The organism is Bartonella sp. AP280QHHD, assembly GCF_042196125.1.
Taxonomy (GTDB): domain Bacteria; phylum Pseudomonadota; class Alphaproteobacteria; order Rhizobiales; family Rhizobiaceae; genus Bartonella.
In genome coordinates this window covers 13,148-36,301 of sequence record NZ_JBHIPQ010000034.1, presented here as the reverse complement: position 1 = coordinate 36,301, position 23,154 = coordinate 13,148, and the positions used below count along the sequence as shown (strand labels likewise).

The 23,154-nt window shown below is 37.0% G+C and carries 20 protein-coding genes; 4 read left to right on the top strand and 16 right to left on the bottom strand.

The annotated features are described in order from the left end of the window. Position 1: 1 nt before the first annotated feature. The 11 genes from lpxA to ACFIMK_RS04430 all read right to left on the bottom strand — a co-directional run bounded on the left by lpxA (position 2) and on the right by ACFIMK_RS04430 (position 12,025). Positions 2 to 826 carry an acyl-ACP--UDP-N-acetylglucosamine O-acyltransferase gene (lpxA, locus tag ACFIMK_RS04480; protein WP_375609506.1) on the bottom strand — a complete coding sequence of 275 codons (825 nt, stop codon included), beginning with the start codon at positions 824 to 826 and terminating at the stop codon, positions 2 to 4. Between the two features lie 24 nt (positions 827 to 850). After that, positions 851 to 1,318, bottom strand: a complete 468-nt coding sequence (fabZ, locus tag ACFIMK_RS04475; protein ID WP_375629629.1) for a 3-hydroxyacyl-ACP dehydratase FabZ — start codon at positions 1,316 to 1,318, stop codon at positions 851 to 853. A 1-nt stretch (position 1,319) separates the two neighbouring features. Beyond that, on the bottom strand, positions 1,320 to 2,366 hold the full coding sequence (gene lpxD / locus ACFIMK_RS04470) for a UDP-3-O-(3-hydroxymyristoyl)glucosamine N-acyltransferase (protein WP_375612127.1): 1,047 nt from the start codon (positions 2,364 to 2,366) through the stop codon (positions 1,320 to 1,322). 65 nt (positions 2,367 to 2,431) lie between these two features. Then, positions 2,432 to 4,828: an outer membrane protein assembly factor BamA gene (bamA, locus tag ACFIMK_RS04465; RefSeq protein ID WP_375613471.1), complete on the bottom strand. Its 2,397-nt coding sequence runs from the start codon at positions 4,826 to 4,828 to the stop codon at positions 2,432 to 2,434. A 202-nt stretch (positions 4,829 to 5,030) separates the two neighbouring features. Continuing rightward, positions 5,031 to 6,179, bottom strand: a complete 1,149-nt coding sequence (locus ACFIMK_RS04460) for an RIP metalloprotease (RefSeq protein WP_375613470.1) — start codon at positions 6,177 to 6,179, stop codon at positions 5,031 to 5,033. A 15-nt stretch (positions 6,180 to 6,194) separates the two neighbouring features. Then, positions 6,195 to 7,010: a phosphatidate cytidylyltransferase gene (locus ACFIMK_RS04455; RefSeq protein ID WP_375613469.1), complete on the bottom strand. Its 816-nt coding sequence runs from the start codon at positions 7,008 to 7,010 to the stop codon at positions 6,195 to 6,197. Between the two features lie 731 nt (positions 7,011 to 7,741). Next, positions 7,742 to 8,302 carry a ribosome recycling factor gene (frr, locus tag ACFIMK_RS04450; protein WP_273790667.1) on the bottom strand — a complete coding sequence of 187 codons (561 nt, stop codon included), beginning with the start codon at positions 8,300 to 8,302 and terminating at the stop codon, positions 7,742 to 7,744. Between the two features lie 37 nt (positions 8,303 to 8,339). After that, the gene (gene pyrH / locus ACFIMK_RS04445; protein ID WP_273790666.1) at positions 8,340 to 9,059 is read right to left on the bottom strand and encodes a UMP kinase; all 720 of its coding nucleotides are present in this window, start codon (positions 9,057 to 9,059) and stop codon (positions 8,340 to 8,342) included. A 156-nt stretch (positions 9,060 to 9,215) separates the two neighbouring features. Next, positions 9,216 to 10,139, bottom strand: coding sequence for a translation elongation factor Ts (gene tsf, locus ACFIMK_RS04440; RefSeq protein ID WP_375612122.1), 924 nt, complete (start codon positions 10,137 to 10,139; stop codon positions 9,216 to 9,218). A 102-nt stretch (positions 10,140 to 10,241) separates the two neighbouring features. After that, positions 10,242 to 11,021: a 30S ribosomal protein S2 gene (gene rpsB / locus ACFIMK_RS04435; RefSeq protein ID WP_273788135.1), complete on the bottom strand. Its 780-nt coding sequence runs from the start codon at positions 11,019 to 11,021 to the stop codon at positions 10,242 to 10,244. A 167-nt stretch (positions 11,022 to 11,188) separates the two neighbouring features. Then, positions 11,189 to 12,025 (bottom strand): cell envelope integrity EipB family protein, encoded by an 837-nt coding sequence (locus ACFIMK_RS04430; RefSeq protein WP_375612121.1) that lies wholly within the window; start codon positions 12,023 to 12,025, stop codon positions 11,189 to 11,191. Between the two features lie 145 nt (positions 12,026 to 12,170). On the opposite strand from ACFIMK_RS04430, the gene ACFIMK_RS04425 reads away from it, so the two are divergent. Together ACFIMK_RS04425 and ACFIMK_RS04420 are read left to right on the top strand one after the other, a co-directional pair. Continuing rightward, positions 12,171 to 12,632 carry a RidA family protein gene (locus ACFIMK_RS04425; RefSeq protein ID WP_375607219.1) on the top strand — a complete coding sequence of 154 codons (462 nt, stop codon included), beginning with the start codon at positions 12,171 to 12,173 and terminating at the stop codon, positions 12,630 to 12,632. A gap of 134 nt (positions 12,633 to 12,766) precedes the next feature. Further along, on the top strand, positions 12,767 to 13,189 hold the full coding sequence (locus ACFIMK_RS04420) for an HIT family protein (RefSeq protein ID WP_375607220.1): 423 nt from the start codon (positions 12,767 to 12,769) through the stop codon (positions 13,187 to 13,189). Between the two features lie 7 nt (positions 13,190 to 13,196). On the opposite strand, the gene clpA is transcribed toward ACFIMK_RS04420, so the two are convergent. Together clpA and clpS are read right to left on the bottom strand one after the other, a co-directional pair. Then, a complete protein-coding gene (clpA, locus tag ACFIMK_RS04415; RefSeq protein ID WP_375613468.1) occupies positions 13,197 to 15,548 on the bottom strand; it encodes an ATP-dependent Clp protease ATP-binding subunit ClpA in 2,352 nt (783 codons plus the stop codon). A 6-nt stretch (positions 15,549 to 15,554) separates the two neighbouring features. Then, complete coding sequence (clpS, locus tag ACFIMK_RS04410) at positions 15,555 to 15,926, bottom strand: ATP-dependent Clp protease adapter ClpS (protein ID WP_375612119.1); 372 nt, start codon at positions 15,924 to 15,926, stop codon at positions 15,555 to 15,557. A 234-nt stretch (positions 15,927 to 16,160) separates the two neighbouring features. Here clpS and ACFIMK_RS04405 point away from each other — a divergent pair, with 234 nt between their 5' ends. Together ACFIMK_RS04405 and ACFIMK_RS04400 are read left to right on the top strand one after the other, a co-directional pair. Then, complete coding sequence (locus tag ACFIMK_RS04405; RefSeq protein WP_375629618.1) at positions 16,161 to 17,510, top strand: D-alanyl-D-alanine carboxypeptidase; 1,350 nt, start codon at positions 16,161 to 16,163, stop codon at positions 17,508 to 17,510. A gap of 32 nt (positions 17,511 to 17,542) precedes the next feature. Continuing rightward, complete coding sequence (locus tag ACFIMK_RS04400; protein WP_375629616.1) at positions 17,543 to 17,821, top strand: hypothetical protein; 279 nt, start codon at positions 17,543 to 17,545, stop codon at positions 17,819 to 17,821. A 1,831-nt stretch (positions 17,822 to 19,652) separates the two neighbouring features. Here ACFIMK_RS04400 and ACFIMK_RS04395 read toward each other — a convergent pair. From ACFIMK_RS04395 to ACFIMK_RS04385, 3 genes are all read right to left on the bottom strand, one after another. Then, entirely contained in the window at positions 19,653 to 21,044 is a 1,392-nt protein-coding gene (locus ACFIMK_RS04395; RefSeq protein WP_375620780.1) for an L-serine ammonia-lyase, read from the bottom strand. 340 nt (positions 21,045 to 21,384) lie between these two features. After that, complete coding sequence (locus ACFIMK_RS04390; protein WP_375612167.1) at positions 21,385 to 22,074, bottom strand: nitroreductase; 690 nt, start codon at positions 22,072 to 22,074, stop codon at positions 21,385 to 21,387. 205 nt (positions 22,075 to 22,279) lie between these two features. After that, positions 22,280 to 22,483 (bottom strand): hypothetical protein, encoded by a 204-nt coding sequence (locus tag ACFIMK_RS04385; RefSeq protein WP_375638423.1) that lies wholly within the window; start codon positions 22,481 to 22,483, stop codon positions 22,280 to 22,282. Between the last annotated feature and the right edge of the window lie 671 nt (positions 22,484 to 23,154).

Here is a 23,154-nt window from a genome sequence, read left to right as displayed (position 1 = left end):
TTTAATCCTTATGTTCTTTTATTCTAACACCTTCAAATTTTGGTGTGCAATAAAAACGCTTTCCTTCTTCTTTAATAAAATTAACAACTTCAGAAACAGACTGAGAAGAAGAATAGAAAGAAGCAACATCACTGACACGCTCTTTAAATGGTTTGCTATGATCAAAAAGCATAGCAACCGCATGACGGAGTGCATGAATATCTTGACGCTCAAGTCCTGCACGCTTCATGCCAATAATATTGAGTCCAGCAAGTTTTGCCTGCACACCAACAGCTGTTCCATAAGGTATCAGATCACCAACCAGTGCAGATACGCCGCCGATAAATGCATGATGTCCAACACGAACAAATTGATGAACAGCAGCACCACCACCAATAATCACATAATCACCAATAGTAACATGACCAGCAATCATTGCGTTATTGGCAAATGTTACATGATTGCCTACATAACAATCGTGAGCGATATGCGCATAACAAAAAAATTGGCAATTATCACCAACAACTGTCATTCCTACACTCGAATCGGACCCCCTATGCATTGTTACACCTTCACGAATCGTACAATTCTTACCAATAAAAAGAGTTGTAGCCCCTCCTTTATGTTTATTATTTTGCGGATCTGCCCCCAAAACGGCATGAGAAAATACTTTACTCTTGGCTCCTAACGTTGTCTTTCCCATTATTACAACATGACTTGTCAAACTACATTCATCACCAATAACAGCCTCTGAACTAATATGGCAAAATGGTCCAACGCGTACATTCTCACCAAGCTGCGCTCCCTTCTCCACAAGAGCAGTTGGATGGATTTTCGTACCGGACATTTTTAAATCCCCATCAAATATCGTTTATTCTTTTTCAACAATCATCGCAGCAATTTCTGCTTCAGCGACGCGGACATCTTCTACTTTTGCAACACATGAAAAACGTCTCATACCAGATCTTTTTTTCAAAAGCTGAACATGAATCTTGAGCTGATCACCAGGCATAACCGGCTTACGAAATTTCGCATTATCAACCGTCATAAGGTAAACTAAATTTGTTTGCTTATTGCCTAAATTTAAAAGTGCTATTGCTCCTGCCGTTTGTGCCATAGCTTCTAAAATCAAAACTCCAGGCATAACAGGCTTTGAGGGAAAATGTCCCATAAAATGTGGCTCGTTAATCGTTATATTTTTAATACCAATCGCTTCTTGTTCACCATCAATATCAACGATACGATCAATTAATAAAAATGGATAACGGTGCGGTAATATTGATAATAGTTTTTCAATATCGACAGCCTCTAAGTTTTTAGTTTTTTCACTGCTGATCATATCAGCGTTTCTCCTTTTTAACTTTTCCCATACTGCGCAATGCCGCTACTTCACGAAACCATTGTTTAAATGGTCGCGCTGGACTACCTCCCCATTTTTCGCCATCCGGAATGTCATTCATAACACCACTACGAGCAGCAATCTGAACAGATTTACCTATTATGATGTGATCCGCTACTCCCACACTTCCGCCAAGCTGAGACATATCCCCTATAGATGTACTTCCCGCAATGCCACATTGAGCGGCAATAAGACAATAGCGTCCAATTTTGACATTGTGGGCAATTTGTACAAGATTATCAATCTTGCTTCCTTCACCAATAACAGTATCTTGAAATGTTCCACGATCAATTGTCGTGTTCGCACCAACTTCTACACCATCCTCAATAATAACGCGACCAAGCTGTGGAATTTTCTCGATTCCAGAAACGCCCCCAACATAACCAAAACCATCTTGCCCAATGCAAACACCAGGATAAAGCTGAACCTTATCACCTATTATAGAACACTGAACTGTTACCTTAGGAGCAATATAGCAGTCACATCCAATACGGCAATTTTCACCGATAACAGCTGTGGATGAAATAAGAGTTCCTGCACCAATCTCAACATTTTTACCAATAACAGCTCCCGCTTCAATACACACATCATGTGCCAACTTAGCCGTTGGATGAATATGCGCATGCGATGAAATCCCCTTCTGCCCCAACCAAGGCATTGGCTTGACAGAATCTGGAAACAAAATACGACCAATCTGAGCAAAGTCACGCTGTGGTGTGGATGTCACCAAAATTGCCATAGTTTCGGGAACTTTAAAAACAATCTCATTCGTACACAAAACAGCAACAGCAGAACTGTCCAGTAAAGCATCAGAAAACTTCCGATGCTCTACAAAAACAAGCGAACCTTCCACAGCACTCTCAAGTGAAGAAAGAGTATTGATAACTTTATGAGAAAACTCTGGATTAAGAAGCTTTGCACCCGTCAACTCAGCAGCATTTGCAACTGTCAATCGTCGGGACGGCGTAAAAAAAAATGTATCCGCCATCAAAACACTTTCTCTCCCAGCTTAAGCTATTCTCTTCAAGTTTTTCCTTCTTAAAATCGCTCAAATCAGAACTTCGTAGAAATACCAAAGTTCAATTGTTGCAAACGATCACCTTCCTGCTTCGTTATTGGCCAAGCATAATCAAAACGCAAAGGACCAAACGGAGAATCCCACATCAAACTCACACCTGCAGATGAACGCCAAGCACTTTTGGTATTGGTAACAGACGGTTCACCCTTAAAAACGGCTTTATAATTATTGCCATAAAGCGTGGCAATATCCGCAAATAAAGCACCGCGCAACCCAAATCCTTCAGGCACGACAGGGATAGGGAACTGTACTTCAGCAGTCGCATTCATATATGTCGTTCCCCCCAAGAAATAAACCTCACCCTTACTGGAAACCTGACGCGGACCTATTCCATTATATTTGAACCCTCGAATCATATCAGAATTTACTTTAAACATATCGAAAATACGAACACCATCTCGGCCCATTCCGTGGATATAACCACCCCCAAAGGAAAGCAAACCAACGATATCCTTCTGGTCAGAAAGAGTCTTGTACATCATCGCCTTACCCGTGGTCTTCAAGAACTTTGCACTCCCACCAAGCCCTGCATATTCCTGAAGCAGATGCACGTACCACCCATCATGGGGGGATCTCATATCATCAATCGTATTATAGGTGAAACCATAACTAATTGATGAACGTTTCCAAGGGCTGTGTTTTGCAGCTTGAACAATCGCACCAGAATATTTCCCATATAATTCTATTATGTCACTCTCTTTGTCAAAATCATACTCTCCGCCAAAATCATATTCTTCCTGCACATAAGAATAAGCTACATTAGCAGATAATTGATTATTAATAGGTAACGAAAACCGCAGCGATCCACCTGTCTGCCGTACATCATAGGCTTTATCAGCACGATAAGTACTACGAAAAACATCAACACCAGCAGATAAACGATACCCTAAGAAATAAGGATCAACAAATGATAAATTATAATTACGAGATTTTTCTTGCCCCGCACCTAATCCTAAACGAACATATTGACCACGTCCCCCAAGATTACGTTCAGTAACAGAAACTTCAAGTGACATACCAGGACTTGTTCCCCCTGTTGTATACCCTCCAGAAAGAGAAAGATCTCCTGTTGAAGCTTCAACGACATCTATTACCAAAACAACTTGGTCAGATTGATCTGTAGGAACCATTGAAATATTAACGGCTTTGAAGAAACCTAAACTTTCTAGACGACGTTTTGCCCGCTGTAATAAAGTTTGATTGTAAGCATCTCCTTCGTTTAAATCAATCTCACGGCGAATGACGTAATCACGCGTTTTCTCATTGCCACGTATATCAATACGTTGAATATAAGCACGTGTACCCCGTTCAATATTATATAAAATTGAAATTGTATGATTTGCTAAATTACGATTTCCCCGCGGTTCAACTTTAGCAAAAGCATATCCCGAATCAGCAACTTTGTTATTAATAGTTGCAACAGACTGTTCAATATCTTCTGCACTATAAACATTACCTGGCTGGGTTTTAAGCATCCTTTTCACAGATTGAACGTCAATTCCATCAACATCACTTTCAACCTGAATATCGCTAATTTTATAGAGCGCACCCTCATCAAGAACGAAAGAAATTTTATACGTATTGCTTGCTGCATCAAAAGTTGCTTTAGAAGAGACTACACGAAAATCTGCATAACCACGGTTATAATAAAAGCGACGTAAAGCTTCTTCATCAACAGCGAGGCGCTCTTCACTGTAAACATCACCTCCCAACAACTTCGAAAAAATTCCTGAAGTTTTTGTTGAAATCACATCACGCAAACGACGACTTCCAAAGACATTATTTCCCTTAAAAGTGATATCACCAATCTTTGTTTTTTTCCCTTCAACGACATTAAATACCACATTAACCCGCCCTTTTCCAAGGTTAATCGTTTGAACGTTAACAGTGATATTATTACGACCAAGAGTTTTATAAGCCTCACGAATTGTATTTATATCAGCAGAAAGCTTAGCAGAATTAAAAGGCTCATTCGGTTTTAAAGAAATAAACCGCTTAAGATCTGGGTCTTTAAAAGATTTATTTCCTTGAAACAATATTTGATTGACAACCTCATATTCTTTTACGAATACAACCAATTTATCACCCACCGGATTTATTTTAACATCATAAAATAAACCCAATTCGAAAAGGTTCTTCACAGCACTATCAACATCACCACTGGAAACACCTTGCCCAACCTTAATCCCCATATTGTCTCGAATCGCCTGAGAACTTACAAACTTATTCCCACGAACCTCAATAGAGCGGACTACAGACGCTTGTATTTCTCCGACCGCAGCAATTGACATAAAAACCGTTGCTGGGGCAAACATCCCCATCTTTAACACCAATACAGATGCTGCATTTAAAAACTTTGAATTCGTAGTCATTGGCTTTTTTACCTTACTCTCGTTCCTTGGACATGATGCCTTAAAAGCTAACTGCCATAACAACCTTTTTACAGCGAGACTTTTCATTCCTTAATTACTCATTATAATGTACAACGCCACAACATTTTGTAGACATGGTAAACAACCTTCAATTTGTTTTTGCTATTATTACTTAATTTATAAAGCGTTTTCCATAATTTAATTAGCTAAACCAACAAAAATAATCATTAAAAAAGACAAAGATCATAAAAAGGAGAAGAATGGAAAAACCTAAACGAAAAACGATTCCCTGAATTTTAGCAGATATTTTCCTCCCAGTAATGACCTCAATGACATGCAATAAAAGATGCCCACCGTCAAGCGGTAGAATCGGAAAAAGGTTAATAAGCCCAACACTTATTGAAAGAAAAGCTGCCAAATTCAACAAAGAGATAAAACCTGTCTCGCTCACTTTCCAAGCAATTTTAACGGTTTTAGAAGGTCCACTTAGCCGACAACGATCCTCTTTGCCTCCTATTAAACGACTCATAAAAAGAACGGTTTGAGTGGCGATAAACACAGTACGGTCTGACGCTTTTCTTACAGCTGTTACAAAACCATAGCGAATATGTTTTATATAAGTTGGATCTAAACGTGCAGGATTATTTAAATCAACAGGAACACCTACACCTATCATAGCACTTCGTGTTCGATTACCAAATCCATCATCTCGCTCAACGACTTTCGGGGTAATCATCGTTGTAAAGACTCGCCCCATGCGTTCTATTTTAAACTCTATGGGTTCTCTTCCGTGAAAAGCTACATAATTCATCAAATCTTCAAAGCTTTCAACCCGTCGTCCATCCATTTCAACAAAACGATCACCTAATTCCAAACCGGATTGAAGAGCAGGGCTATCTTTTACCAAAGAACCAACAACGGGCTCAATGGCTACACGACCATAGATAAAGAAAAAAAATGTTAGAATAACAACAGTAAAAAGGGCATTGAAGAAAGGACCGGCAAAAACAGTTGCTGCTTTTTTCCAAGCATGCGCACTAGCAAATGAACCATCGACAATCAGAGATGATTGGGATGATTCCGTATCGATTTTTTCCTCATCCCCAACAAATTTTACATAACCTCCTAAGGGGATAAGTGCTAAACGCCACTTCGTGCCATGCTTATCTGTATAACTCGCTATTTCTGGTCCAAATCCAAGCGAAAAAATTAACGCCTTAATACCACACCACCGACCAATGAGATAGTGCCCAAATTCGTGCACAAAAATGATAATCATAATGATGAAAAGAATACTCAAACTTCTTAAAAGAAAATCACCCATAGTGACGATATGATTTAAAAGTTCCAAACTATCTTCTCCCAATTAGATCATACTAAAAAGATTAAAAGGCGCATCCATATCAGACATAAATGAACCAATTAAATAAAGAAGAAAAGCTGCCCCTACCAATCCATCTATACGATCCATAAAACCACCATGTCCAGGCAATAAAGAACTAGAATCTTTAACAGAAAACCGTCTTTTGAGCCATGATTGCCCTAAATCACTCAATTGTGAAACAATTGACAAAACAAGTGTAAGGAGTGGCACAAAAAAACTGGCTAAATTTATATCAAAAAATCCAAAAGCAACCCATATACCACCGAAAACTCCGACAAATGTACCACCAAGTGCTCCTGACCATGTTTTATTAGGAGAAAATTGTGGTGCTAATTTAGGGCCCCCTAATGCACGTCCGATAAAATAACCACCGATATCTGTTCCCCACACTATCGTAAATAAGAAAATAACAACTTGGAACCCCAACATTTCATGATCCCGTAGAAAGCATAAAGCAACAACAGGAAAAGATGCATATAAAAAACCACAAAAAACCCAACCACTCTTTTTTATAGATATAATAGCTAACACTGTAGCTAAAACGATTAAAACACAAAAAATCAATGAAGCAGATACACTCAATACTAAAAAAAAGCCAAAGATTAAATAAAAGATACTTGCTAATATTTTTTGTAAAATACACCATTTCTCTTTAGTAATACTCATCCACTCATAAAGAACAAAACCGCCAATACACCATACAAATAAAAAAAAGAAGTTTCCTCCCAACCATGTTAGATACAACGCAATAATGCCAAAAACAAAAGCTGTCAGAATACGATAAACCAAATTAGACAAAACAACATCCAAACAATAAAAATAGAAAATACAAGCTCTAAAATTAACGCAAGAAAAACTCCCCTACGCAGTATTTTTATCTCATACCTGTATAATTTCTCTTATAATTTATCATAAATAATTCAGTCTACTAAGATAGCGCTTATGAAACTAATAATCAATGAAAACAGCTTCAAAAATCTCCGTCAAAATTATAAAATATTTTTTTAATATTTTCTCAATATAAAATGAAAAAGCAGTTACCTCTGCCCCATACAAATTAACTAATATAGGTTTCGTATAAAAACACTTTTCTATCAACTATTCGTCATTAAAAAATGAATTACGCCACATAACATCTGCTTGATCAATTATACTCACATGTTTTATAATGAGAAATAAGAGAAAGGTTAGACTTGTTTTTTTGCATTATATTCTTTCCTCAACCTTCATCTTAGAATATTTGAATAATTTCTAATAATGCTTTCATTATGCATTTTAACAAAGACGTGCTCAACTAAAAACCCGCACCATGCTGTTAAATAGTGTCTCCCAGCAAAGGGCATGATTTATCACGCAGACTAAAAAATTAAAACATCTGCCCTTTCAAATCAGTCTCTCCCATATCAAAATGATAGAACACCTTCCTGCATCACACCTTGCTACCACAGAGCACACCACTCCCCACAATTATCCCTAGAAACAATTTACAGGCTGGGAGTAAATATCCTTTTTCTAGTGACAAAATCGTCTTAAACGTGCATAATTTCAGATTCTTTTACGGCTAAAATTTTATCAATATCAGCAATAGTTTCATCCGTGAGTTTTTGAACTTTTTCAGACAAACTATGGGCTTCATCTTGTCCAATTTCACCATCTTTTTCTAACTTTTTCAAATTGTCCAGACCATCCCGACGAACATGACGTGTAGCAACACGCGCTTGCTCTGCATAGTGATGCGCAATTTTTACAAGTTCTTTACGGCGCTCTTCATTCAATTCAGGCAAAGGAATACGTAGATTCGTACCATCAGTTATGGGATTTAAACCAAGACCAGAATCGCGAATAGCGCGCTCTACAGCTCCGACCATCGTTTTATCCCATACAGAAACAGAAAGCATCCGAGGTTCGGGAACAGAAATATTAGCAACCTGATTTATATGCACAACAGAACCATAAGATTCAACGGTCAACGGTTCTAATAAACTGGCCGATGCACGTCCAGTCCGCAAACCACCTAATTCATGTTTAAAAGCCGTAATGGCACCATCCATGCGACGTTTCAGATCATCCATAATTGATGTAACATTCATATTTCTGTCTCCTTCAATTGTCCTTTGAAGCTTACCCTTATTCCGATACTATTGTAAAGCGTCCTGTTCCATTCAAAACCTTAGCCAAACCGCCTTTTTCATGAATGGAATACACAATAATCGGTACATTGTTCTCACGTGCTAAAGTGACCGCCGTTGAATCCATAACAGATAATCCCCATTGCAAAACTTCAACATGTGTTAATTGGTCAAAACGCTTAGCCGTAGGGTCTATTTTTGGATCTGCTGAATAAATACCATCAACTTGTGTTCCTTTAAGAAGGACATCCGCACCAATTTCTGCTGCACGTAAAGTAGCAGCAGAATCAGTGGTAAAAAATGGATTTCCTGTACCACCTGCAAAAATAACAACTTTTCCCTGATTCATATAAGCTATTGCTTTACGTTGCGAGAAGCTTTCACAAATTTGTGGCATAGCAATCGCAGAGAGTACAACAGTTTCAACCCCTAATTTTGTCAAAGATGTTCGCAATGCTAAAGAGTTAATAGCAGTTGCAAGCATTCCCATATGATCACCTGTCACTCGGTCCCCACCATGCGAAGCAACAGCAACGCCACGAAAAATATTTCCCCCACCGATAACAACCGCAACTTCTATCCCCATTGTGCGCACTTCTGCAATATCAGCGGCAATACGGTCTACAACAGAAACATCAATGCCAAAATTCTGCCCTCCCATAAGAGCTTCACCAGAAGCCTTTAAAAGAATACGTTTATACGGAAGTGCTAATGCCATTCATAATCTCCCCAAAAGCACATTTATTTTCGCTTTTGACACCACGAAGGGCACCACTTTTTTCACGTGACGCCCTCTCAACAATTACATTGTTCCCCTCAGAGATTCTACAACCAACGATATGACTTTAAATCTCTGTTCAAGAGTTTGCAATAACTAGCCTTTTACAGCAGCAGCAACCTCTGCAGCAAAATCAGACTCCTCTTTTTCCACACCTTCACCTAATGCAAAACGAATAAAGCCTGTAATTTTTGCTGGAGCACCAATTGATTTCTCAGCATCCTTTAAAGCGGCCTCAACAGTTATATCAGGATTCATAACAAAAGCTTGAGAAAGCAAAACAACCTCTTCAAAAAACTTACGCATACGTCCTTCTACCATTTTTTCAATGATATTTTCAGGTTTTCCAGACTGACGTGCTTGATCTGAAAAAATTTCTTTTTCTCGCTCAACAGCAGCAGCATCAACATCTTGTGCTGTAAGTGCTAATGGATTGGTTGCCGCAATATGCATCGCGACCTGCCGACCAAAAGCAAGAGCAGCCTCTTTATTTCCTGTTGTTTCAATCGCAACCAAAACACCAAGTTTTCCAAGCCCATCAGCCACACTATTGTGTATATAAGTCGCAACAACACCATTCTCAACAGACAATTTAGCGGAACGACGAAATGTCATATTTTCGCCAATTGTACCAATTGCATCTTTAATCGTAAGCTCTACAGTCTTCTCAGAACCTGGATAAAGAGAAACAGAAACAGATTCAACATCCCCTAGCGTATCTAAGGCAGCAGTTGCTACTTTACGCACGATGTCTTGGAATCCATCATTGCGCGCAACAAAATCTGTTTCAGAATTAATCTCAACCAAAACTGCATGTGAATCTTTTGATACGACTCCGATTAATCCCTCAGCTGCTGTACGACCAGCCTTTTTATCTGCTTTAGCTATTCCTTTTTTACGAAGCCAATCAACAGCAGCTTCCATATCACCATTGGTCTCTGCTAGGGCGGCTTTACAGTCCATCATACCAGCGCCAGATAGTTCTCGAAGTTCTTTTACTTGTGCAGCAGTAATGCTCATATTTGCCTCTTTATTTTATAACAGTGAAAGCGTGCAAAATCCCTCTGCACGCCTATAACTTCTTCTTTAGACAATAAAAGTACCTTAATTAGGCATTTTATATTATTCAGAAACTTCTGAAACTGCATTTTCTTCCAAAATAGGCTCCACAGGTGCATCAACTTGAGCTCCTAAATCGATACCCATTGCTCCTTGCTGGCGTGCAATACCATCAAGAGCAGCACGGGCAAAAAGATCGCAATAAAGAGAAATTGCACGTGAAGCATCGTCATTACCTGGTATTGGATGTGTTACGTCATCGGGATCACAATTGGTATCAATAATAGCAATCACTGGAATACCTAAACGCTTTGCTTCTTGGAGTGCAATATTTTCTTTATTCGTATCGATAACAAAGATAAGATCTGGAACAGAACCCATATCTTTAATACCACCAAGCGCACGATTAAGCTTTTCACGATCACGTTCAAGATTTAAACGTTCCTTTTTAGTAAAGCCTTGCGCTTCAGCAGCAAGAATTTTGTCAAGCTTCCGCAAACGATGGATCGAATTGGAAATCGTTTTCCAGTTTGTGAGCATGCCGCCAAGCCAACGTGCATTAACGTAATACTGAGCGGAACGATTCGCCGCATCTGCGATAATGTCAGATGCTTGCCGTTTCGTACCAACAAAGAGAATACGACCACCACGCGCTACAGTATCTGAAACAAGTTTAAGTGCTTGGTGTAAAAGTGGAACGGTCTGAGCAAGGTCAATAATATGGATATTATTACGCTGGCCATAAATATAGGGAGTCATTTTGGGATTCCAGCGATGAGTCTGGTGACCAAAATGCACACCGGCTTCTAAAAGCTGGTGCATAGTAAAATCGGGTAGTGCCATAAATCTTATCCTTTCCGGTTCAACCTCCGCGGAAAAAGCAGGAAGACCTGCTACCGGCGGATGCTTGCTAGAAGTTTCTCACAGATCATTTGCAAACACCCAGACTCCGCGTGTGGAATAGCGCAAACATACTAATATTTGATTCTTTTTCAAGTTATTTTCTTTAATCATTTAATATTTGCATTTTCGCATTGATTAAGATCTTTTCCAAGTTCCAAGAATTCGAGACTGTTCAATTTTGCACGCACTGAAAAAGTTCCATAATCTATATGAAGATCACGCATGACACCATTCTCATGTAAGAGAAAACTGCTACGATAAACCGGCAAACCATCTTTATTTTCTCCATCATCAAAATAAGAAATTGTAACAGGCCAATATTCTTCTTCATCCAATTTTCTTACTTTTTCCGTTTCGCTATCAGATAAAAGCGTCTTCTTTTCCCCTATGACGATACTTTCTTTTATAACTTTATCTGCTTTATTTGTCCCATCAAATACAGTAACATTGTAAAAATGATCTCCTGCTTTTGCATGGCGGATAATATTTTTTAGTTGCATCATTGGAAATTCAGCCATTGCAAGCTTATACTCTTTTTCCTTTGGCTTTTTTAAGGTAACTGTGATACCATCTTGCGTACGCTCCGCAACCCCCTCGGCACGATGCACAACCTCTTCTCCCTCTTGATCTGTAATATTAAAACGAAATGTACGGCTGTCTCCTGTTTCATAACTCGTCGTCTGTTGATCCGTCAAACGTACTGGCATATCTTCAATGTGAACACGGCTAATGAAACGAAAACGTGTGCTATAGCCTTGGCATGCCGAACCAGTAAGCTCGTAAACCATTCGTCCTGACATCGCAGAAATTGTCATTTCATGAGAAACACTATCGAGATGAAAATCATAAATTGCTCGATGAGGCACAATAAAAATGCGCTCTTCAGCTCTCGCAGTACATAAAAAAACAATATATAAAATTATTATAAATAATGATCTAATCATTCCCAACTTCCGAACTTTATCCCCGTTGCATAACATCATACAATAAGGCAAAAAAGGTTAATTTCTCAATTAACCACACATTTTCTTAAATCAAAAAATAGATTATGCAATGAATATATTATAGAGCAGCTATGGAGTTAAAATTATGACCAATATGATTGAAAAAAACTTAGAAAAATTCGGAATCACTCTTCCTGAAGTAATCTCCCCCCTTGCCAATTACATCACCACTTCACAAAGTGGCAATCAACTCTTTATTTCTGGACAACTCCCTCTTATTAATGGAAAACCAATAGCCATCGGTAAAGTTGGTGCAACTGTGAATACCGAACAAGCCCAAAAAGCATCTGAAGCTTGCGCTCTCAATATTCTCGCGCAACTCAAGGCAACTCTGGGTGACTTAAATAAAATAAAACGTGTGGTCAAAATTACTGTTTTTGTGGCTGTAGATTCTCATTTTACCGATATTCCTTTTGTTGCCAATGGAGCTTCTAATTTATTCGTCAATATCCTTGGTGAAATTGGAAAACACGCCCGTTCTGCTATTGGTGTTGCCTCTCTTCCTATGGATGTTCCTGTAGAAGTTGAAGCCATCATAGAAATCTAAACCTTCATTAAGACAGTGCATTATCCTAAATATAACTGAAGTCAAAATACTTCTTTGTCTTACACTCTGATAAACCTTGCATTTTTTCGTTTTTAAATTAGAATCTTAAACTTACGATAAAAGGAAATATTTGTATGAAACAAGCTTATGACAATAACAATATTTTTGCTAAATTGATTCGCAATGAAATCCCTTCTGTTCGGGTCTACGAAGATGATGATGTTATTGGATTTATGGATATCATGCCACAGGCACCAGGTCATACGCTGGTCATTCCTAAAAAAGGCTCTAGAAACTTACTTGATGCAGATCCTGAAACATTATTTCCTGTTATTAAAGCTGTTCAAAAAATTGCAAATGCTGTCAAAAAAGCCTTTCAAGCAGATGGCATAACTGTCATGCAATTTAATGAAGCAGCTAGTCAACAAACCGTCTATCACCTTCATTTTCATATTATACCACGTATGGAGGGAATAGAGCTTACCCCTCATAATGATATGGTAACGCCTCCAGAAATACTTGAAGAGAATGCAAAAAAAATTCGTGCAGCTTTATAACACACTCTTAAGTTGTTGTGCTTTTTTTTCCTACACGTTTTTTTGTAAAGTTTTCCATTTTACTTTTCTTTGAACTTACAGATATATCGGAAGATGAAATTTCTAACTGTAAGCTTTCTTTTTTACCATTTGATTTTTGTGTCAATACGCGAACGGTACCACCATTGCGTAACTTTCCAAATAAAATTTCATCAGCTAATGGCTTTTTAATATATTCTTGTATAACACGCCCTAATGGGCGTGCTCCCATCTGAGAATCATATCCTTTATTAGAAAGCCATAAAGTTGCAGAAGGGCTTAATTCAAAACAAATTCCCCGATCAGCTAATTGTGCTTCAAGCTGAAAAATAAATTTTTGCACTATCTGATTGATGATTAAATGAGATAAAGGTGCAAACGGAATAATTGCATCTAACCGATTACGAAATTCTGGTGTAAATAACCGATTGATTGCTTCTATATCCTCACCATCACGATGTACTTTCCCAAATCCAATAGCTGATTTTGCCATATCTGAAGCACCAGCATTGGTTGTCATAATCAAAATAACATTGCGGAAATCAATTTTCTTACCATTATGGTCTGTTAATCTACCATAATCCATTACCTGCAATAAAATATTAAATAACTCTGGATGCGCTTTCTCAATCTCATCTAGCAATAGAACTGCGTGAGGTTTCTGATCAACGGCATCTGTAAGGAGACCTCCTTGATCAAACCCTATATAACCTGGAGGTGCTCCGATTAAACGTGCTACCGTATGCCGTTCCATATATTCTGACATATCAAAACGCAATAATTCAATGCCTAAAGATGATGCAAGCTGTTTTGCAACTTCAGTTTTTCCTACACCTGTTGGTCCTGAAAATAAATAACTTCCTATTGGTTTATCCGGTTCGCGTAAACCTGCTCGCGCCAATTTTATGGATGAAACTAAGACGGAAATTGCCTGATCTTGACCATAAACAACATGTTTGAGTTCTCTTTCAAGCTTACTCAGTATCTTCTGATCATTCCGGGAAACTGTTTTTGATGGAATTCTTGCAATTGTAGCAACAGTCGCTTCAATTTCTTTAACACCTATACTCTTCTTGCGTTGTTTTTGTGGCAAAAGCTTTTGCGCTGCGCCACTTTCATCAATAATATCAATTGCTTTGTCAGGTAACCTACGGTCAATTATATAACGTGAAGATAATTCTACAGATGCCTTCATCGCCTGATCTGTGTATTTAATCTGATGAAAATCTTCAAAGTAAGGCTTCATCCCCTGCAAAATCTTAATCGCATCTGTAACAGAAGGTTCATTAATATCAATCTTCTGAAAACGACGCTCTAAAGCACGATCTTGTTCAAAGAATTTGCGATATTCTCTGTAAGTCGTCGAACCAATACATCGCATAGTTCCAGAAGATAACACAGGTTTCAAAAGATTTGCTGCATCCATATTTCCCCCTAATGTCGCTCCTGCTCCAATTAAGGTATGAATTTCATCAATAAATAAAATAGCATCTGGATACAGCTCAAACTCTTTAATAACTTGTTTTAAGCGTTCTTCAAAATCACCGCGATAACGTGTACCTGCAACAAGTCCCCCCATATCAAGAGAAAATATTGTTGCATTTGATAAAACTTCAGGCACTTGCCCATCAACAATACGCTTTGCCAACCCCTCAATTATAGCTGTTTTCCCTACTCCAGGATCACCAACCAAAAGCGGATTGTTTTTTGACCTTCGACATAAAATCTGTATCATGCGTGAAATTTCTATTTCACGGCCAATTAATAAATCAATTTTTCCATTACGTGCTTTACAATTGAGATCAACACAATAATTCGTTAAAGCACTTGTTCCTCTTTCACCATTATCCGAAATCTGCTGATCTAATTGCTCTTCAAGTCCTTCAAGTAACATGGATAACCCATCATCACGCGTGACACCCTGTGAAATAAAACGTACAGCATCGTAGCGTGTCATTCCCATCTCTTGAAGAAAATATGCTGCATGGCTTTCACGTTCAGAAAAAATTGCAACAAGAACATTTGCCCCCGATACTTCATCTTTTCCAGCTGATTGTGCATGAATCACCGCACGTTGGATAACACGCTGGAAAAAAGCTGTAGGCTTTGTATCCTCATCAGCTCTAATCTGTTCATCTAACTCTGAGCGAAGATAATTGGTTAAGCGCTCTCGCAATTCCTCCACATCTACTTGGCAAGCCTGAATAACGGAATTTGCATCGGCATCATCTAACAGCGCAAGTAGAAGATGCTCTAGTGTTGCATATTCATGCCGTGCTTGAGTAGCAATTGTTAATGCACGATGCAAAACCTCTTCAAGACTAGGTGTAAAAGATGGCATAGCTCCTCACTTCCATTCCATTACACATTGTAACGGATGTTCATTTTGACGCGCACATTCCCTCACTTGTAATATTTTCATTTCAGCGACTTCATAAGTGTAAGTCCCACATTCTCCTATCCCATTGTGATGAACATTTAACATTATCCGCGTTGCCTCTTCGAAACTTTTTTTAAAAAAGTTCTTCAAAACGAAAACAACAAAATCCATAGGTGTGTAATCATCATTAAGCAAAAAAACTCGACATAATTTAGGTTTTTCGAGTTTTTCTCTAGCCTTAGGCATTATAACCGCACCATGCCTACCTTCATCCCAATTCTTGCCCTTTTCATTATGCATAATATGAGCTATAGAGTTTATTATGAGCATCTGTCCCATTATCGTTTTCCATGCAGCACATTTTTATTAATTTTAAATTCTTTCATAACTATTGCAATACCTGTTTGTATTAGAAAAAAATTTCCCTCTATGGTTAGACTTCAATCACTCACTCATAAAATAACTTCTGTAAACAAATTAGTAATACCATTCGTCTAAACTGCATCAATAAATTACAGAAAAGGAAGCTTTATAGAAGTTTTTTAGGATAAATGGAGAAATAGGATACTGCAAGTGTATATTAATTATCAAAAAATTATGCGCTACTGTAAAACAATAGCAATTTCTTTTGTTATGTTAGCTTTTTCTTACTGTTGGGCATCCGCCACACCTCAAGGCGCCTATCCTGATAAGTATGCGGCTATTGTTATAGATGCTACTACGGGAAAAACTTTATTTCAAGCCAATGCAACACTGAAACGTTATCCTGCTTCTTTAACAAAAATGATGACATTGTACTTACTCTTTGAAGCTATGCAGATGCGTCGTGTGACACCAAATACACCAATTCCTGTTTCACATTATGCAGCAATGCGTCCACCGACAAAAATTGGATTTAAAGCAGGCCAAACAATTTCTGCAGAATCAGCAGCTAAAGCACTCATTACAAGATCCGCAAATGATGTTGCTGCTGCCATTGCAGAATATCTTGGAGGTAGTGAAAAAAAATTCGCTCAAATGATGACAGTAAAAGCTCGTAAACTTGGCATGAAACATACACATTTTGCAAATGCTTCAGGACTTCCGGATGTGCACAATTATTCTACAGCACGAGATATAGCGACTTTGTCATTAGCTTTACGTAAACATTTTCCCAAACAATATAAATTGTTCAAAACAAAAAGTTTTAATTTCCGTGGACATAAAATTAACAGCCACAATAAACTTGTTAAAATAATGAAAGGTGTCGATGGAATTAAAACAGGCTACACACAAATGTCAGGTTCTAATTTAGCAACTTCGATGCGTCTTGAGGGGCGCTCTATTGTCGCTGTTGTTATGGGAGGTAAATCATCTACTGCACGTGACGAGCATATGGCTAGCTTATTGAATCAATATTTGCCCAAAGCAAGCCAAATGAAAAGTGGTGAACGTTTAATAGCTTCTGTACGCTATCACTTACCCACTGGGGCCAATACTCCTATACCGACCATTAAAGCTGATTCAAGTAATTTTGACGATGAAATTTCGACTATGTTGACAGCATTTGCAGAACAACCTAAAAACTCCAATATCGCAATAACGGCTGTCAATAAGGTAATTATACCAATACCGAATCCTCAAAAAACTATACCGGCTGAGACTCATAAAATTGTAACAGTCTCTTTGTCCGAAAATGCCGGATGGGCTATCCAAATTGGTTCTCTTCCTAGTGAAGAACAAGCAAAAACTCTACTTTTAAAAGCAAAAAATATAGCTTTTTCTACTTTAAAGCACGCATCTTCACACATGCAACTGTTTGAAAAAAATGGGCGGCGTTATTACCGAGCGCGCTTTACAGGGTTTCAATCAAAAAAAGCTGCATTTGACGCTTGCTCTACATTAAAGAAAGCAAATTTTAACTGCTATACTGTAGCCTACTAAAAATTTTTGAATTCTGCGTTAAGGATAGTATTATGACAGATAATGCTTTTGCTTCATTCCATAAAAAAGAAATTTTATTGAAGCAATCATCCCTCCTTTCATTGCGTCCTCTTCACGATGCTGCCGCAAAACTTACTGGTTTAAAATATAATTCTACTGCATTAGATACACAGTCTCTTGTTAACCTTCTCATTTGCCAAACAATGCGCAACCGTCGTCTCATAATGCCTCCTGTACGCATTCATTTACGCGTTGCGAGCCAAACTGGTAATGTGCCTATTAAAATCCGTTTAGGAGCAACAAATATTTAATTCTACAGACCCTCTCTAAAAAATTATTTTATTATTAACCATTATCTACAACCTTAGAAAACCTTTTGATAAACATACTTTTTTCTTAAATTGTTGAATTTTCTGACAGCTTTTCCAACTATCCAATATCTCCAAGCTTTCAATAAAACATTGTTAAGGACATAAAAATACCCAATATTTTTCCACTTTTGGATTTAATATAAAAAATTATCCTTGATATCTTTCTGGAAAAAATGAATAGCTTCATTAGATGAAAGCTTATCATTTGGTGGGATTATTGTAAAAGTTCAATAAAGAAAATCCCTCTTAATAACGCTCCCTATACAACATAAACGCTGTAAAAAAAAACAATCTCACTTCTCTTACTTGTATTTATGTCAACAGGCACAGAAAATTGGAAAATACAAATACTATCGATGAAAAAACGTAAATAAATTATCAGATTAAATATTATGATAACGATTCCCATAAGATTTTAATTTATAATTATAATTTATTTTTTGCATATTGAACAAGAGATTTTCGTAAAATACTCTTATTTTACTTCTTATATTGAATCAGTCAAAATCGCTCGCTTGCTCATCACGAACAAAATTGACATATAAACCATTTACAAAAGGAATCAAAGTATCCCTTATGAATCATTTCAAGTACTAGGATCTTTTGTAATATTGAACGTTGAAAAAAAGGATGATATTGCTGGTTTTCTCCCTTTATAAATAAAGATGCTAATACTCTATAGATTTTATACCATTCATGGAAAACTTACATTATATTATTCATATGCAAGATACTGATTTATAAAGATAATTAATTATTTTGTATGTTAGATGAGAATCTCGAATATCGTAAGATTCTCTCATTTAAAATCTGTTTATGTTGAATCAATCAAAACCGTCTCTTGCATGTTATGAGCGAGATTAGTGTGTAGCGTGAAACTGTACCAAAAAGACTAAAAATGCCTATAATGAACCGTTTCAAATGCCAAGTGCTTTAGTCCCCCTGTACAGAGGGGGGTTCTGGCAAAGTGTGTAACCATGCCAGCGTACTTCTTTTTATTAAGCATAAAGATGGAGACAGCTCAATGGATTTACCGTTATATCATTCACAGGTGCCATCGCGAAATGAGCTTGGGGGCACCTGAGAGATATTTTTTTAAAACGAACTCACGAACGCGTAACACGATAATGTTCTATCGTGTGCATTCTATTCTCATGAGAATTTTTATAAATATTTCTTAATGTATACGTTATTATTTATTTTAATTTTTTTGTCGGTACAAAATTTATAAATAAAAAAGATATTTCCAATATATCTCTTAATTATTGTAAATTAGTGTTTTTTTTCAAGGCATTTTTTACCATACTAGGTAGAAAAAAAACTTCACTTTTAAAAAATTAAAACCTTTAAAATTCTACTTTCTTCATCATAATTATTCAGACTTAAAACAAATTTTCCTTGGATACTCAGGCATAATCTTCCATTACTTAAAAGATATATGGCTATGGAAACTTTTTAAAGCCATAAAACCCAGCTAAAAATAATGGCAGATTGATCACTAATTTTACTTTACGCTTTCTTATTTTTTCCAAATTACACTTTTTTCCTATTTTAGAGACAAATCAAACAGATGTAGAACACTCTCGCCTCCAAGCTTGCATGAAAAAGCTATTATTCGTTAAGAAAACACTGAATCATCTCAGATTTATTTCAAACTACTGCTGCATTAAAGCGGAATTTTGATTTATAAGGAACAAAAAACATAAGCTTTATTAGGAAATACGATCTCTCTCCAAAAAGTCCAGTTATGGATTGAAAAATGTTCCAGCTCTTAACAAGATATCGCATTGACTGCAAGACCACCTTTACTTGTCTCTTTATAGCGTTCACTCATATCATGACCAGTCTGGCGCATTGTTTCTATACAAGCATCAAGAGAAACAAAATGATCTCCATTACCATATAATGCAAGAGAAGAAGCCGTTACCGCCTTAACAGCTCCCATTGCATTACGCTCAATACAAGGCACTTGTACAAGACCTGCAACAGGATCACATGTCATTCCCAAGTGATGTTCAAGCGCAATTTCTGCCGCATTTTCAATTTGAGCTGGTGTTCCACCTAACGCTGCGGTCAACCCTGCTGCGGCCATTGAAGATGCCGTTCCAACTTCACCTTGACACCCAACTTCTGCACCAGAAATAGAGGCATTATGTTTAATAACACCACCTATAGCTGCTGCCGTTAATAGAAAATTATGTATTCCCTCTCGATCTGAATCATCATTAAACTGAAGATAATAACGCAAAACGGCTGGGACGACACCGGCTGCTCCATTTGTTGGTGCTGTAACAACACGACCACCTGCTGCATTTTCCTCATTGACTGCTATAGCATATACCGAAAGCCAATCATTTGCCCAAAGTGGATAATTGTAATTTTTCTTTTGTTTTTCCAAAAGCGTTTCATGCAGCTTTTTAGCGCGCCTTAAAACACGCAATCCACCAGGCAACTCACCTTCTTGTGAAAGACCTCTATCAATGCAATTTGTCATCGCTGAAAAAATTTCATCAAGCCCTACATCAAGAGAAGAACGCTCTATCTTTGTTTCTTCATTTAAGCGCTTCATTTCAGCAATTGAAAGCCCTGATTTTTCTGCCATTGATAACATTGTACAAGCAGAATCGAATGGATATGGTACCTCAAATGCTTCTGGTTGTATATTATCATTCATATGGCTTAATTCATCCTCAGTCACAACAAAGCCACCACCGATAGAATAATAAATCTGCCGCAACAGAACATTCCCATCAGTATCAAGTCCTTCAAAGGCTAGTCCATTTGTATGTCCAGGGAGGATTTGCTTTCGTTCAAAAATAAGATCACGTTGCACATCAAACTGATAAGCGGGATGACCTTCTGGTTGCACTTTTTTTTCACGTATAACTTTTTCTAACAAAAACCCCATGCTATCAGGATCAACAGTAGAAGCTTTTTCTCCTAAAAGTCCTAATATGATAGCTCTATCTGTTGCATGACCAATACCCGTGAAAGCTAAAGAACCATAAAGATAAACACGTATACGAGAAACTTGAACATCAGACGACTGAGAAAAATCTCCTATCTTTTGCAAAAACATATTAGCAGCAGTCATTGGTCCCATCGTATGTGAGCTAGAAGGACCAATCCCAATTTTAAAAAGTTCAAAAACAGATAGAAACACGTATCACCTTAAACTATAGTACAGCTTGAGCATATATGCTTTTTCATAACGTTTCTTCCGTTTAAAATCAAATTGCGAGATAAACTAAAAAAATGACAACAATAAACACGAATGTCGCTCGTCTTGCTACCACCCAACACTTTCTTTCTATAGTGTTTTCCATTAGCCAACCTTTAAAACGGACAATGCCCCTAGAGTCACCACTCCCAATGTTCCAAACGTAGTAAAATAAGTGTTAATATGCAATATTAAAATTCAATAAGGATGAGAAATCTTATCGGAAATATTTTTCATAATGCACTAAGTTCTTCAAAACATATGCTTAATTGTATAAAATATTTTATGGGTATGTTTCAATGAAACGTACAAATTTTTCTAACGATTCTCGTTCTGTCTCAAAATTGTTTTCTGGAGCACTCATATCGCGATAACCAAGTGCCATACCACAGATAATATGGCGATCAGAAGGAATAGATAAAAGCGTACGAATCTGTTTATGATAATCAGCAAAAGCAGCTTGAGGACAGGTATCTAATCCAAATCCACGTGCAGCTAACATAATGGTCTGCATAAACATACCCAAATCAAGCCAACTCCCCATTTCCATGTCGTGATCCATTGTAAATAAGAGTCCTACAGGTGCATCAAAAAATAAAAAATTTCGCGCCTTTTGATGAAGTATTTTTTCTTCATCACCTTTTTGAATTCCAAGACTCTGATAAAGATCCAAACCAACTTTTCGACGCCTTGAAATATAGGGCTCACGCCACTGACGTGGATAATAACTATATTCACGCTCTCCTTTTACACCTGAAAGCACAAGTTGTGAAAGCTCTTGCCCTACTTTCTGTAATACACTTCCTGTAAGCACAATTACTTGCCATGGCTGAATATTTGTTCCAGATGGTGCACGTGCTGCAAGTTTTAAGATTTCTTTGATTGTTTCCAAACTAACTGGCTGATCAGTAAAAGCGCGAATTGACTTTCGTGACAATATAGATTGAAAAACACTCATAGGAGAAACTGTCATTGTTTTTACTTTCTTTATGAAAAATAGTTTTTTCTTATCAAGAATAATATACTGCGAAAATACCTTTGCAGCTTTTTCAAACACTCTATTTCTTTAAATGACTTACACATTTCACGCAGTGGTAAATATTCCCCTTAGAGACGGTATAATCTATCTCTTTTAAGAGAAAGAAATTAGTCTAAAAGAAGACAAAATAAATTTATAATCAATGACTACCCCCCAACTCCGCTAAGCTCTCAAAAAAACTCTCTTCAATTCGTTCTAAATCCTGTAGAAGATCATCAACATCATGCTGCATCTGCTTTAAATCAGTTTGTTTTTTATGAATTCCTGCAATTAATTTCTTAAGCTTTTTCTCATCATCAGGTGGTTTTCCAACCATTGTCAACATATCAGATATTTCAGACAACGAAAATTTTACTCTGTTAGCATACAGGATTTGTTTTAACTTATGACGATCCGTTTATGTATAAAGCCGTGTACTTCCACACCGAAAAGGGATAAGAAGTCCCTCTTCTTCATAGCAAAGTTCGAGCTATTATTGAAAACTCACGTGTTAATTTTCCAATTGAATAATATTCGTACATTTTATTATTCTGTCTGCATAGATCACATTGTTATAAGAAATATGTCTATTTTTTATAAAACTTAGTGAGCACCTTAATCTCTACTTTTCTGCATTCTAATTTAGAAGAAAATACATTCACAAACATTGTATAGTAGAGAATCAATTATTTTTTAGATTATAGAAAAGACTCTTGATCTTTCATCATAAGTCCTTTTAAATTTTTATAGAAGATATCAATCAAAAATTTTCCTAAAGTTCAAAATCAATCTTATTTGATTTGTAGATAATCAACTCTTTTCCTTGAATATGATTTTTGAGTTTCACATATTTTGGAAAAATTCTATACTGCTTTTAGAAATTAAGAAACTTTAAAATAAAGTAACAAAAAAGATAAGCATCATTACAAAATAATAAGCTACTAAAGATGTTTAAAATAACTATCGCCTTATAATTTTTGATATTTTTCAAGAAAATATACAACTTCTGCATTTCGAAATAAAAAACGTCTGAAC